A 13372-nucleotide genomic window follows, 5' to 3' on the forward strand; every position below is an offset into this window, starting at 1 on the left:
TCGATGACCACGATCGCAGCCGCCATCCGTGCCGCCCTGCTGACGGCGGACCCGCGTGCGAAGTGCTTTGCCACCCGCGATCTCGTGCGGCGCTGGCGGCGCGGCTCGCTCGAGTGGCGTTTCGATGTGGCCATGCCCGACAGGCCCGCCTGGCCGGCGGATCTCGATTTTCGTGCGCCCTCGCAAATGCCCCGGCGCGGGAAGGGTGGTGGCAAGGCGCGGCTCGCTTTGTGGCACGCACTTGCCCATATCGAATTCGTCGCGATCGACCTCGCGCTTGATATCGTCGGGCGGTTCGGGGAAGAGGCCGGCCGCGATTTTGCCGACGATTTCCTTAGCGTCGCGGCGGACGAGGCGATGCATTTCGCGCTACTGCAGAGAAAGCTGCGGTCGCTCGGTTCGTATTACGGCGCGCTGCCGGTGCATGACGGGCTGTGGCAGGCGGCGCAGGACACGGCGCACGATGTGGCGGCGCGGCTCGCCGTGGTGCCGATGGTGCTGGAGGCGCGGGGCCTCGACGTGACGCCTGCCACGCTGGAACGCGTTCGCGCGCAGGGCGACGACAACGGCGCACGCATCCTGTCGCGCATTCTTGACGACGAAATCGCCCATGTCGGATTCGGGACGAAGCATTTCATCCGGCAGGCCGAAAGCCGCGGAATTGCGCCGAATCTTTTGTGGCAGGAATTGGTCAGGGCGAACTTCGCGGGCCGGATTCAGGCACCGTTCAACGACTCGGCGCGTCTCGCAGCCGGTCTGTCGCGGGACTTCTATGCCGCTATTGCGTCGTAAATCTTTCCCGACATAACTCATAATCAACAAGCGCCGGGAAGGTTCCCGGGGCAGGATCGGGGCCCCGATAAGACGGCGAAGAACGCTGCTGGGGCTTAAAAGAGGGACGGGTCGTTTTATGATGGATCGCAAGATCGTTTCTAAAGTTTTCGCCGTGTGCGGGGCTCTGGGTCTCGGCATTTCCGCACCGGCCATGGCGAATTCTTCCAGCGCTGCTGCTGTCGAAATCGACGAAGCCGCGGACGATGTCGCCTCCCCCCTGGGGCAGGGCGACCAGCAATTCGCCAACCTTTTCGCGCAGTGGAAGTCCCGCGATGCGGGTTCGCCGACGGCTCCGCCTCCGGCTGTTTCCGTTTCGGTACCCTCGCGCATGCCGCTCGACAATTCGCGGCTGACCAGCAGCTACGGAATGCGCACCCACCCCGTCGTGGGTGGCCGCCGGAAGCATAACGGCATCGACCTTGCCGCGCCGACCGGCACGCCGGTCTACGCCACGGCAGACGGCCTGGTGGAACGCGCCAACTGGTTCTCCAGCTATGGCAAGTTCATCAAGATCGACCATGGCGGCTCGATGGAAACGCGCTTCGCCCACCTGTCGGGCATCGAAGTCTCCGCTGGCGAGCGTGTGACGAAGGGTCAGCTCATCGGATATGTCGGTTCGACGGGTCGCTCCACCGGCCCGCACCTGCACTATGAAGTGCGGATCGATGGCGTGGCCGTGAACCCCATGCCCTACATGGTCGAAAGCGAAGCGCAGCAGGCCTTCGCTCTCGCAACCGGCAAGGGCGGCCAGGGCGGTCAATAATTTGCGGCCGACGCCCGCGCTTGGCGCAGGTTCGACCGCTTTTCGGGCCTGAGTTCCTGCCTCGGGCAGGATAGCAGCATCACCGGTTACAGTTCCGCTGGAAGCGGAAGAGGGTACCTGCCACCAGGAAACCCTTGAATGGGCGGCGAACGGGTCATGTGCCGGTTCGTCGCCTTTTTTGATGCTGGCCGTTTTGCGGCGGCCTGATGCCGGGCCACCGCCCGCGTTTTCTCTTGCCCGATATGGGTTGCCGATTAGAACTGATTGGCAGGAGAGTGAACATGCACCCGATAACACATGCGCAGGCACGCCCTGACCACCCCGCTATCATCATGGGGGGCAGCGGTGAAACCGTCACCTATGGAGAGATGGACGCCGCCGCGAACCGCTTCGTCCATCTGCTCAGGAGCCGGGGGCTGGAGGCCGGTCACAGCTTCGCGCTCCTGATGGAAAACAACGCGCTGTTCCTGCAACTGGTCTGGGGATCGCAGCGCGCGGGCACCATGACGGTGCCGATTTCCACGCGGCTCGCTGCGCCCGAGATTTCCTACATCATGCAGGATGCAGCGGCGAAGCTGCTGCTGACGACCCCCGCCTTCGCCGACCGCCTGCCCGCCATCCGCGAGGCCTGTCCCGATTGCGAGGTGCTGGTGCTGGGCAGCGGGGACGCAGAGGACCTGCAGGACGCGCTGGCGCGGCAGCCCGTCACGCCGATCCAAGACCAGTCCGCAGGCGTCGTAATGCTGTACAGCTCGGGCACGACCGGCAGGCCCAAGGGCATCATGCCCGCGCCGCCGGACGATCCGGACGTGCAGGCGGTCAATCCGCTGGTCGGCCTCGCCGTCATGGGCGTCGGCATGCCGGCCGACGGCAGTATGGTCTATCTGAGCCCCGCGCCGCTCTATCACGCAGCGCCGATGGGCTGGTGCACCACGGTCCACCGCCTTGGCGGGACCATCGTGATCATGGAGAAGTTCGATCCCGAAAACGCGCTGGCGCTGATCGAGAAATACAAAGTCACGGACAGCCAGTGGGTGCCAACGCATTTCGTGCGCTTCCTTCGCCTGGAGGATAGCGTCCGGCAGACATACGACCTGTCTTCGCACCAGCGCGCCATCCATGCCGCAGCGCCGGTCCCGGTCCCGATCAAGCAGGCGATGATCGACTGGTGGGGGCCTATCCTCGTCGAATATTACGCCGGGTCCGAAGGTATCGGCATGACGCTGGTGAAGAGCGAGGACTGGCTGCAGAACCCCGGCACGGTGGGCCGCGCTCTCCACGGCATATTGCATGTCTGCGGTCCCGATGGGGAGGAGTTGCGGCCCGGCCAGGACGGCGTCCTCTATTTCGAGAACGACAAGATCCCGACCTATCACAACGACGCGGAGAAGACCGCCGAGGCGATGCATCCGAAGGGCTGGATGACGCTGGGCGATATCGGTCATGTGAACGAGGAGGGCTGGCTGTTCCTGACCGACCGGAAAAGCCACATGATCATCTCCGGCGGGGTAAACATCTACCCGCAGGAGATCGAGAACCTCTTGATCGCGCATGACAGTGTGATGGATGCCGGCGTCATCGGTGCACCGTGCGACGATATGGGCGAAAAGGTGGTCGCCGTGGTCCAGCCTGTCGATCCCGGCTGCGACAAGGGCGCGCTGGAGGCGGAATTGCGGGCTTATCTCGCGCCGCAGATCGCCCGGATCAAGATGCCGAAAATCTTCGAGTTCCGCCCCGACCTCCCGCGCGAAGCCAACGGCAAGCTCTACAAGCGGGAACTGCGCGACGAATTCGAGAGAAGGGCGCAGACGGGATAAGCGCCGGTTTTCTAACGAAGGATCATCTGCGTGCAGCGAAAGACGGCGATTTTTCTGCCACTTTCGCGGTGGGTGACTGTGGCATCCCAGACCTGCGTCGTGGTGCCGAGATGGACGGCCTCCGCCCTCGCAAGCAGCGTTCCGTCCTTTGCGGTGGACAGGAAATTGCTCTTCAGTTCGATCGTCGTGTAGCCGCGCGCACCTTCCGGAAGCGCATTTCCGGCCGCGAAGCCGCATGCGCTGTCCGCCAGGGCCACGACGCTCGCCGCATGGAGCGCTGCCGCGCCCGAGCGAAGGTGATGCTGCCCGATGGCCATTTCGGCCTCCAGCCAGCCGTCGCCTTCTCCTGCCAGTCGTAGGCCCATGTGGGGGACCAGACCGCCATCCGGCGGGTCGAATCGCGGATCGCTCATCGTGCGTGCTCCGCGACGAGTTGGTCGACCGAGCGGTTGAAAGCGCCGAGCGCCCCTTCGAACCGGCCGAAGAACAATTCGTCGTTCGCGCCTGAGGAAAGGCCTGCCTGTATGCCTTCGCCGATGGCGAAATCCTCCCTCAGCGTATCCATGGTGATGGCATGGTTGCGGGACCAGTATTCCTCGCCCTTGCCGCAATGGCGGGACGCGATGGTGCAGAGCCGCAATTCGGTCGTCTCCGGCCCGGCCGGGATGCTTGAAATGCACACGACATGGTCCTGCTGCACCAGCAACTGGGTGAGGGGGAATAGCGTGTAGAGAACATTGGCGTGGTCGCGCAGCTTCCATTCCCCGCGCTCCGCATCATCCAGTGCAGCCATGCTCGTGCGTGGCAGGATGGAGCGCATATGCGGTCCGAATGTCCGGTAACTCGACAAATTGTCTTCGAAGAAGGGACCTATGGTCGCCCGGTGAGCGACCTTGAAATGATAGGCCTCGATCCCTCCTTCGACGATGATTTTCCAATTGGCCGCTACTTCGATCCGGTCCTGCGCGACAATCGCCATGTCGGCCATGCCGAGCGCTTCCAATTCCTGCGCCAAGGGAGCGAAATAGCTGGAGAAGTCGAAGGTGCCACCAGGATCCGGCACGACCCAGATGAGACCGAACGCTTCGCAAGCGGGTAGCGATTTGAGCGCAATGCCGTCTTTGTCCAATACGCCTGCGAAACCGCTGTCGAAATGCGGCGCCCCGACAAGAGGGCCCGCGCTATCGTAAGTCCACGCGTGATAGGGACAGGTAAACCGGTGTTTGCAGCCAGACTCTTCCTCGACCAGCCGAGCTCCCCTATGCCGGCAGACGTTCAGGAATGCCCGCACCTTGCCGGCCCTGTCGCGTGTCACCAGCACGGGAAGTCCATTCACGTCGCACCGGCGGAATGTCCCCGGTCCGTCCAGTTCCCCGGCATGCAGCGGTGCATGCGGAAACCGGGCGAACACAGCGTCTTTCTCGGCAGCGAACTGTAGCGGCGACTGGTATCTGGCGACCGCGCTCGTCGTGACATCCGTGTTCAGATACGCGCTTTTCGCCGCCTTCAGTTCGCGAAGCTCCTCGATCAGTTCGAGTTCCAGGGCATGCTGCATGATGGGCTCCTTACCAAGCGGTAAGTGCAGCAATTGACTTACCGGTCGGTAAGTGTCAAGCCGGTTGCATGGATTTCCCTGCACAATACGCCGACCTGTCGACGCGCGACCGCATGCTGGTCGCCGCGCGCACAATGTTTTCGGAAAGAGGATTTTACGGCGTCAGCATTGCGCAGGTCGCGGCTGCACTGGGCATGAGCAAGCAGGCGCTGCTGCATCATTTCGGCAGCAAGGAGCGGCTGTACGGTGAAGTCCTGCAATCGGTTTCGCGGGAGCTGGACAGTCTGTTGACGAAAACGGTCGCTGAGCGTGGCGGGGGAGCGGAATGCCTGGCAGAGATCTTCGTCCGCCTGCAGCCAGGCGACGAGGCGACTACAGAGCGCAGCCGCCTGCTCGTGCGCGAACTGCTCGACAATGCACGGCGGGCTGGCGACGCCACCACGTGGTATCTCGCTCCGTTCCTGGGCGAGCTGGAAACACAGCTTGGGCGCTGCGAAAACTGGCGCGATACGAAGCTTGCAGTGCGGCGGGCGGCTCTTTTTCGCTGGCTCGGTGCTGTCGAATACACCGTCATTGCAGGCCCTACCCTGCGCGCGATCTACGGGGATGAGGGCAGCACAGCCATGTGGCAGGAAACGACCCGCACGCTTCGCAGTACGATGCTGGCGCAGATCAGCGCCGGACCGCCACGCGGATAGACCGCTTCAGCGCTGTAGCAGGCGCTCCATGACCGCGCGCACGTCGCTGCCCATGTCCTCGCGCTCGAGGGCGAGGGCGAGGGTCGCTTCGACGAAGCCGGTCTTGCTGCCGCAATCGAAGCGGCGTCCTTCGAAGGTGACGGCGTGGAACGGCTGGTCGCCGATCATCTTCGCCATCGCGTCGGTCAGCTGGATTTCGCCGCCTGCGCCTTTCTCCTGGTCTTCCAGGACGCGCATCACTTCCGGCTGCAGGATGTAGCGGCCCGAGATGATCTTGTTCGACGGCGCATCGGCCACGGCGGGTTTCTCGACCAGCCCCTTCACCTGTGTCAGCGATCCGTCCACGGCGCCGGGATCGATCACGCCGTAGCTGGAAACCTCGTTCTCGGGCACTTCCAGTACGCTGATCAAATTGCCGCCCGTGCGGTCATAGGCCTCGACCATCTGTTTCATGCAGCCGGTGCTGCCCTTGTGCGCGACCATCAGCTCGTCCGGCAGGAAAATGGCGAAGGGTTCGTCGCCCACGATGGCGCGCGCGCACCAGATCGCATGGCCGAGGCCCATCGGCACCTGCTGGCGCACGGTGATGATGTCGCCCGGGACGAAGCGGCTGGAGTCCAGGACGCCGAGATCCTTGCCCCGCTCGCCCATCGTGTCTTCCAGTTCGTAGGCGACATCGAAATGCTCGACGATGGCGGTCTTGCCGCGACCGGTCACGAAGATCATCTGCTCGATCCCGGCCTCGCGTGCCTCGTCCACCGCATACTGGATCAGCGGACGGTCGACGATGGGCAGCATTTCCTTCGGGATCGCCTTGGTCGCGGGCAGGAACCGCGTGCCCAGCCCTGCCACGGGGAAGACGGCTTTCTTGACGGGTTTGTGCGTGGTTTTGTCCTGGGTCATGGTCTTTTGCTAGGCTGCGCGGGTCCGGAACGCAATTGCGGCGCTGTCATTGCGTTTGTGTGACGAGGGTGCGCGGTTCCGCGATTTGCGCGGCGCACGAAACGGGCTAGGGGCTGTTGCATGGACAAACTGATTATTCGCGGGGGCAATCGCCTCTCGGGCACGATTCCCATTTCCGGCGCAAAGAATGCGGCGCTGACGCTGATACCCTGCGCCCTGCTGACGGAAGAGCCGCTGACGCTGCGCAACCTGCCGAGGCTCGCGGATATCGACGGGTTCCAGCACCTGATGACGCAGTTCGGCATCGCGACCGGGATCAGGGGGAAGCGTCCCGAGGATTTCGGGCGTGTCGTCACGTTCGAGGCGAACCACATCACCAGCACCGTCGCGCCCTACGACCTCGTCAGGAAAATGCGCGCATCGATCCTGGTGCTCGGCCCGATGCTGGCCCGCATGGGCGAGGCGAAAGTATCGCTGCCCGGCGGCTGCGCCATCGGCAACCGCCCGATCGACCTCCACCTGAAAGCCCTGGAAGCGATCGGCGGCGAGATCGAACTGGCGCAAGGGTATGTGAAGGCGACCGCTCCCGATGGCGGGCTGCCGGGCGGGGAGTTCGATTTCCCCGTCGTGTCCGTCGGCGCGACGGAGAATGCCGTCATGGCCGCAGTGCTGGCCAAGGGCACCAGCCGTTTCTTCAACGCCGCGCGCGAGCCGGAGATCGTCGACCTTTGCAACCTGCTGGTCGCAATGAGTGCCGAGATCGAGGGCATCGGCACGTCGGACCTGACCATTCACGGGGTAAGGAAACTGAACGGCGCCACCTACAAGGTGATGCCGGACCGGATCGAGGCGGGGTCCTACGCCTGCGCTGCGGCGATTACCGGCGGCGAGGTCTTCCTGGAAGGCGCCGATGCCAGAGACATGCAGTCGACCAGTCACGCGCTGCGCAATATCGGCGTGGAGGTGACGGAGGAAAAGAACGGCATCCGCATTGCGGCGAACGGACCGCTGAAGGCGACGAACCTTTCCACCGCGCCGTTCCCGGGCCTTGCCACCGACATGCAGGCGCAGCTGATGAGCCTGCTCTGCAAGGCGGAAGGCACCAGCGTGCTGAAGGAAACGATTTTCGAGAACCGCTACATGCACGTGCCCGAACTGGCGCGCATGGGCGCGGATATAGAGACCGAAGGACGCACGGCCATCGTGAAGGGTCCGGTGGACCTGACCGGCGCAGAGGTCATGGCGACCGATCTTCGTGCCTCGATGAGCCTGATCATCGCCGCCCTGGCCGCCGAGGGCGAAACACAGGTCCGGCGCATCTACCATCTCGACCGCGGCTACGAGCGGCTGGAAGAGAAGCTGCAGCTGGTCGGCGCGGATATCGAGCGGGTGGACGACTGACGCACGTCTTTTTTGCGGACCCTTCCCGCCCCTTGTCCGTTGGAAAGCCATAGACAATCACGGCGCACAGGAGATGAACTATGGCACTGCTCAGAACCGCTATTCTCGGAGCGCTCGGCTATCTGGGATACAAGGCTATGACCGACAAGAGTGACAAGAACGGCAAGAAAAATACCAAGCTCGACGAAAACGGCGTCGCTTTCGCCGATGGCCAACCCGATGGGCAGCACCGCGATGCTGGTCCCGGCGCGATGGGCGACAAGCCGAAGAGGAAATGGACCAAGACGGACGAGGAACTGGACGAGACGTTTCCGGCCAGCGATCCGCCCGCCAACTACTGAGCTACGCGGGCCACGCCCCGAATTGAATTAGCGACACCTGTCACGGCCGGCCTGCGAGGTCGGCTGTGACCCACAGGCGGATGGCGCCGGCAAGACCGGTCGGCGCCTCCGCTTCGAGGCGTTCCGCATCGATGCGCGCTATCAACGCGTTGAGCGGGACATCCTCCCGCTGCGCTGATGCGCGCACGAGATCCCAGAACAGTGGTTCCAGACTGACCGAAGTCTTGTGCCCGGCGATCTCGACCGAGCGTTTGACCGGCGGGTGATAGGGTGAGGGCATAGCCGCTCTGTACAGGCTGCGCCGTCGGTCTCCCACGAATTTTTCGGGGTGGTCCGAATGCGTGGCCACGGCTAGCCCTACCCGTCGAAAGGGCGGACGGATCGCGCGAATGTCGCAAAAGTACGATGCGCTGAGCGAGCGGGAGAAGGACGTGCTGCGTCTGATCCTGCACGGCCACGATGCGAAGTCGATGGCGCGCGAGCTGGGTCTGTCGGTCCACACGGTCAACGAATATCTGCGCGGTGCGCGGCGCAAGATGGAGGTGACGAGCAGCAAGGAGGCGGCACGGCTGCTGCTGGAGGCAGAGAGCGGTGCCCCCCAATTTTTCGGGCACAGGCAATTGGGGAGTGCGCCGGAACGCGAGGCCGCGGCAAAGCCTGCCGATGCAAGGGCCGGACGCTTTCCCGCCCGTCTCGCGATCGGAGCTATCGTTATGACCATACTCCTTGCCGCCCTCACCATTGTCGCTTTGCCGCAGCAAACCGATACCGCCGAAACGGCCATTATCGAAACGCAGGAAGCGCCGGAAGCGCAAGCCGAAGCCGCCGCGCGCCGGTTCGTCGAGCATATCGATGCAGGCGACTGGAGGGCGAGCTACGACGCGACGAGCGATCCCTTCCACCAGGCGAACACGCTCGAGATGTGGAGCACGGTGTCGCAGCAGGTACGCGCGCCACTCGGTGCGGTCGTCTCGCGCAAATTGAGGGGCGTCGAAATGCCACCCACCCCGCAGGGCTATCGCATCGTCACCTTCGATACCCGCTTCGCCGACCGCGCAGAGCCCGCGGTCGAAACGGTCTCGATGGTGCGCGAGGACGGCGCATGGAAAGTCGCCGGGATCTTCACCGAGTAGGGGCAATGGCGATGAAGCAGCTTTTCGCCGCTCTGGCATTAGGGGCGATGCCAATTGCGGCTAGTGCGCAGCCGACTGCCTCCGCTCCGGGCGACGTACTGTCCGAATGGCTCGATGCGTTCAACGCCGGCGACGATGCGGCGATCAGGGCCTTCTACGCGCGTCGGCTGGACGATCCCGATGCGCTGACGGCGCGAAACCTGCGGACCGAGACTTGTGGGTTCGACCTCGTGCGGATCGAGGAGCAGGAGAGTTCGCGGCTATCGGCTTTGCTGGCGGAGCGTTGCTTTCCGGCCTTGCAGCGCGTGTCGTTTGCGGTGGCTGAGGATGGCACGCTGGAAAATTTCTCGCTCGAACCCTTCGCCATGTCGGGGGCGCGGCTCGATGCCTACATCACCGGCGTCGCCGAGCGGCTGGCGGAGCGCGACGAATTCGCCGGGTCGCTGGTCGTCCTGACCGACGATGGCAGACGGCTGGAGGTGAGCCGCGGCACGGTGAGCGCCGCCGATCCGGCGCCGATCGGGCCTGACATGCCCATGGTCCTCGCCTCTGCGGGCAAGATGTTCACCGCCGTTGCGATCCTGCAACTGGTCGAGGCCGGCAGGGTCGAGCTCGAGGCGCCGCTCTCGCGCTACCTGCCAGATTATCCGGACGAGGCGATGGCCGCCGCGACGATCCGCAATTTGCTCAACCACCGTGCCGGGGCCGGGGAGGACGGCGTGCTGCGCCGCGAGGATGTCGAGAATCGCGCGAAGGTCCGCACGATCGACGACTATCTCGAACTTAACGGACACCGCGCACCCGATTTCGAGCCGGGGTCGAAATCGGACTATTCGAATTACGGCTTCATCCTGCTCGGCGCTGTGATTGAGCGGGTGACAGGGAAAAGCTACCCGGATTACGTGCAGGCGCATGTGTTTGGCCCGGCGGGCATGTCGAATGCCGGCTATCCCGACCGCGATCACCTGGACGGCATCCCGGTCGGCCTGACCACCTTCTTCGAGGCCGAGCCGGTGGCAATGCCGAACACCGACGTGCTGCCATGGCGAGGGTCGGCGCATGGCGGCGGGGTCGCCAGCGCCAACGACATGCTGCGCTTCTTCGCGGCGCTGAAGGACGGCAGGCTGCTGACGCCGGAAACGCTCGAACTGGCGACGACGCCGGGCGAGACGCCATGGTACGGCCTCGGCTTCGTCGCGCAGGGCGAAGGACAGGATGACGAACGGCAATGGGGCCACGGCGGCGGCTCCTACGGGATGAGCGTCGCCGCGCAGACCTACCCGGGCACAGGCGCAACTTTCGTCTGCCTCGCCGCACGCGACATGGCGTGCGACCGACTGATCTTCGCCTGGTACCTGAAGCTCTTCGGCCTGACCGAATAGGTCGCGGCCAAAGCGTCAATACATGTGCTGTCCGCCATTGATGCTCATCGTCGAGCCGGTGACGAAGCCGGCGTCCTCGCTGCACAGGAAGCTGACGCCGCGCGCGATTTCCTCCGCCTGGCCGAGGCGACCCACCGGGATCTTGGCGACGATCTTTTCCAGCACGTTCTCGGGCACGGCGGCGACCATGTCCGTGTCGATATAGCCGGGCGCGATCGCGTTCACCGTCACGTTGAACCGCGCACCTTCCTGCGCCAGCGCCTTGGTAAAGCCGTGAATGCCCGATTTGGCTGCGGCGTAATTGACCTGCCCGTACTGGCCGGCCTGCCCGTTGATCGATCCGATATTGACGATCCGGCCCCAGCCGCGCTCCTTCATGCCGGGGAAGCACGCTTTCGCCATGTTGAAACAGCCGCCGAGATTGATCCGCATGACGTCATGCCAGTCGTCATAGCTCATGCGCATCAGCGTGCCATCGCGTGTAATGCCGGCATTGTTGACCACGATGTCGACCGGGCCGACTTCATCGGCCACCCGTTCGCAGCCTGCCTGTGCGGCATGATGATCGCCGACGTCCCATTTGTAGGCTGCAATTCCGGTTTCGTCGGTGAAGGCCCTGGCGGCCTCACCATTGCCGCCGTAATTGGCGACCACGGTGAACCCATCGTCGCGCAGGCTCTCGCAGATAGCGCGTCCGATGCCCCGCGTGCCGCCCGTGACGATTGCAACTTTTCCCATACAGATATCCCTCGCCGCTCTTGCTTCGGTCTCTCCCACGCTTGACGTAACGTCAGGCGCGGTTCGCGGCAAAGAAAATCCCGCGGGAAGCAGGATCGTTCATACGTATTTTGAAAGGGATGGAGGCGCCCATGCGCCGCCACGGCGCGGCCTGTCAGAACCGAAGCTGCGTTCCGACATAGACCGACTGGTCGTCTTCCAGCCCGTCGGTCAGCGGAGCGAGGCGATCGCGTTCCTGCGACAGGCGGACGCCGGCCGTCAGGTCGAGATTGCGCGATACGCGGAAGCTGCCGCCCAGTTCGACGGATTGTTCGCCCTGCGATTCAAGCGTGCGCGGGGCGCGGCCCACGGGCTGGTCCTTGTCCAGCGAGAGACGCGGCTGGAACCGGCTCGGCTTGTCGGCTGCGCTGCCTTCTTTCGGCTTGAACTCGGCAAGGTCGGGCATTTCGACACGGGCCACGCCGGGCGAAAGCTTCGTCGCAGGCTTGGCGAAGCTCTGGTAGCCGCGCGAAATGCCAAGGTCGAAACGCGACGGTGCAATGTCCTGGACCGTGCGGCGGCCCGGCTGCGCCTGCGCCGACGCGACGGCGGAGCGAACCGAAATGGCGCGCGCCTCGCTCTCGTCGACACGGACGGCGACGGTGATCGTGCGATCTTCGGCCTGGGCCCGGCCCGCCGGCGTGAAACGGATGGCCTTGCGCGCAGCGGCGTAGCGGTTTGCCACCCGCTCTGCGAGGACGGGATCGACGCTTGCCGGGGTGAAGGGCAGCGCGGGTTCCACACGTTCGGCAGGTGTCAGGTCGACCGTCGCCAGCGCGAGGCCGGCCGTCGGGACCGCGACGATGGCAGCACCGACGGCAAGCGGAGCGATGCCCCGCTCGATTGCCTGCCGAAATGCACTGCGCATCATGATCCTCTGATCCCCTGTCACCGGTGGTACCGGACGAAATCTTCTGTTTCTCTGGACTTGCCGGGCACTTGGCCGACTCGCCGCTGACAAGAAAACTACGACGCCACTCCTATGAACGCCAGTTTTTCCACAAGCTGAACGAAACTTGGACGCGAAGTGTGACACCAAGCCCACAGCAGGCAGACCTGTGCGAGCAATCATCGTGCCGCGTCCATTCAGTTGCCGTAAACGCGGCAGGCACAGGATGGGTCCCTCTTGCACTGCTGACGGATCCCACGCGCGGAACGGCCCTCCTCCGCAAGGCCGGGGCGACGGGCTTGCCGCGAGGGATGGCAAAACTGTAGGGCAGGGCTATAGGACACCTAATCCATGATTCACCGACAAGACCGGGACACCATATCCGCCATGACGATTGCCAACCTCACCGCAAAGACGGGCGCTGCGCGCGCATTCAAGGCCGCTGTGATCGGCGCCTCGCTGGCGGGTCTCGCAGCGTGTGCCGGCGGTAACGACCGTCCCGAGGCGGACCTCGCCGCAGCGCAGATCAGCACGATCGGTGTCAATTCCTATCTCTGGCGCGCCAGCCTCGAAACTGTGAGCTTCGCGCCGCTGCTGCAGGCCGACAGCGCGGGCGGGGTCATCGTGACCGACTGGTACACCAATCCCAGCAACGCGGGCGAGCGGGTGAAGCTGACGGTTTCCATCCTCGACCAGGACCTGCGGGCCGACGCCCTGCGGGTCGCCGCCAGCCGGCAGGTCGCGCAGGCCGGAACTTGGGTCGATGCGCCCGTCCAGGCCGCCACCGTGCAGAAGCTGGAAGACATCATCCTGACCAAGGCCCGCGAACTGCGCCGCCAGGCCGTCGGCTGACCCTTCGCTGCACGCGCACGCCGCTGC

15 protein-coding genes are annotated in these 13372 nt (G+C 64.4%); 9 read left to right on the top strand and 6 right to left on the bottom strand.

Going from position 1 to position 13372, the window contains the following annotated elements; all coding sequences use genetic code 11:
* Positions 1–3: 3 nt before the first annotated feature.
* The 3 genes from PF049_03035 to PF049_03045 all read left to right on the top strand — a co-directional run bounded on the left by PF049_03035 (position 4) and on the right by PF049_03045 (position 3414).
* Positions 4–792, top strand: coding sequence for a ferritin-like domain-containing protein (locus PF049_03035; GenBank protein ID WBY17151.1), 789 nt, complete (start codon positions 4–6; stop codon positions 790–792).
* Positions 793–913: 121 nt separating this feature from the next.
* A complete protein-coding gene (locus PF049_03040) occupies positions 914–1597 on the top strand; it encodes a M23 family metallopeptidase (GenBank protein WBY17971.1) in 684 nt (227 codons plus the stop codon).
* Positions 1598–1878: 281 nt separating this feature from the next.
* On the top strand, positions 1879–3414 hold the full coding sequence (locus PF049_03045; GenBank protein WBY17152.1) for an acyl-CoA synthetase: 1536 nt from the start codon (positions 1879–1881) through the stop codon (positions 3412–3414).
* 11 nt (positions 3415–3425) lie between these two features.
* Here the strand turns inward: PF049_03045 and PF049_03050 are convergent, their stop codons facing one another.
* Positions 3426–3827, bottom strand: a complete 402-nt coding sequence (locus tag PF049_03050; GenBank protein ID WBY17153.1) for a PaaI family thioesterase — start codon at positions 3825–3827, stop codon at positions 3426–3428.
* Positions 3824–4969, bottom strand: a complete 1146-nt coding sequence (locus tag PF049_03055) for an SRPBCC family protein (GenBank protein ID WBY17154.1) — start codon at positions 4967–4969, stop codon at positions 3824–3826. The genes PF049_03050 and PF049_03055 overlap by 4 nt, the downstream gene beginning before the upstream one ends.
* Before the next feature lie 68 nt (positions 4970–5037).
* Between PF049_03055 and PF049_03060 the strand changes: the two genes are divergently transcribed.
* Complete coding sequence (locus PF049_03060) at positions 5038–5667, top strand: helix-turn-helix domain containing protein (GenBank protein WBY17155.1); 630 nt, start codon at positions 5038–5040, stop codon at positions 5665–5667.
* Positions 5668–5673: 6 nt separating this feature from the next.
* On the opposite strand, the gene galU is transcribed toward PF049_03060, so the two are convergent.
* Positions 5674–6570, bottom strand: coding sequence for a UTP--glucose-1-phosphate uridylyltransferase GalU (gene galU / locus PF049_03065; protein ID WBY17156.1), 897 nt, complete (start codon positions 6568–6570; stop codon positions 5674–5676).
* 120 nt (positions 6571–6690) lie between these two features.
* Between galU and murA the strand changes: the two genes are divergently transcribed.
* Both murA and PF049_03075 read left to right on the top strand, forming a co-directional pair.
* A complete protein-coding gene (gene murA, locus PF049_03070) occupies positions 6691–7971 on the top strand; it encodes a UDP-N-acetylglucosamine 1-carboxyvinyltransferase (protein ID WBY17157.1) in 1281 nt (426 codons plus the stop codon).
* Positions 7972–8051: 80 nt separating this feature from the next.
* Positions 8052–8312 (top strand): hypothetical protein, encoded by a 261-nt coding sequence (locus PF049_03075; GenBank protein ID WBY17158.1) that lies wholly within the window; start codon positions 8052–8054, stop codon positions 8310–8312.
* A gap of 40 nt (positions 8313–8352) precedes the next feature.
* On the opposite strand, the gene PF049_03080 is transcribed toward PF049_03075, so the two are convergent.
* Positions 8353–8592 (bottom strand): ribbon-helix-helix domain-containing protein, encoded by a 240-nt coding sequence (locus PF049_03080; protein WBY17159.1) that lies wholly within the window; start codon positions 8590–8592, stop codon positions 8353–8355.
* A 109-nt stretch (positions 8593–8701) separates the two neighbouring features.
* On the opposite strand from PF049_03080, the gene PF049_03085 reads away from it, so the two are divergent.
* Complete coding sequence (locus PF049_03085; GenBank protein ID WBY17160.1) at positions 8702–9445, top strand: DUF4019 domain-containing protein; 744 nt, start codon at positions 8702–8704, stop codon at positions 9443–9445.
* 11 nt (positions 9446–9456) lie between these two features.
* A complete protein-coding gene (locus PF049_03090; GenBank protein WBY17161.1) occupies positions 9457–10827 on the top strand; it encodes a serine hydrolase in 1371 nt (456 codons plus the stop codon).
* A 15-nt stretch (positions 10828–10842) separates the two neighbouring features.
* On the opposite strand, the gene phbB is transcribed toward PF049_03090, so the two are convergent.
* Positions 10843–11565 (bottom strand): acetoacetyl-CoA reductase, encoded by a 723-nt coding sequence (phbB, locus tag PF049_03095; GenBank protein WBY17162.1) that lies wholly within the window; start codon positions 11563–11565, stop codon positions 10843–10845.
* Positions 11566–11719: 154 nt separating this feature from the next.
* The gene (locus PF049_03100) at positions 11720–12475 is read right to left on the bottom strand and encodes a hypothetical protein (protein WBY17163.1); all 756 of its coding nucleotides are present in this window, start codon (positions 12473–12475) and stop codon (positions 11720–11722) included.
* Between the two features lie 405 nt (positions 12476–12880).
* On the opposite strand from PF049_03100, the gene PF049_03105 reads away from it, so the two are divergent.
* Complete coding sequence (locus PF049_03105) at positions 12881–13345, top strand: DUF3576 domain-containing protein (GenBank protein WBY17972.1); 465 nt, start codon at positions 12881–12883, stop codon at positions 13343–13345.
* Positions 13346–13372 lie beyond the last annotated feature (27 nt).

The sequence above is a fragment of the Erythrobacteraceae bacterium WH01K genome (assembly GCA_027941995.1).
Classification (GTDB): Bacteria; Pseudomonadota; Alphaproteobacteria; order Sphingomonadales; family Sphingomonadaceae; genus CAJXSN01.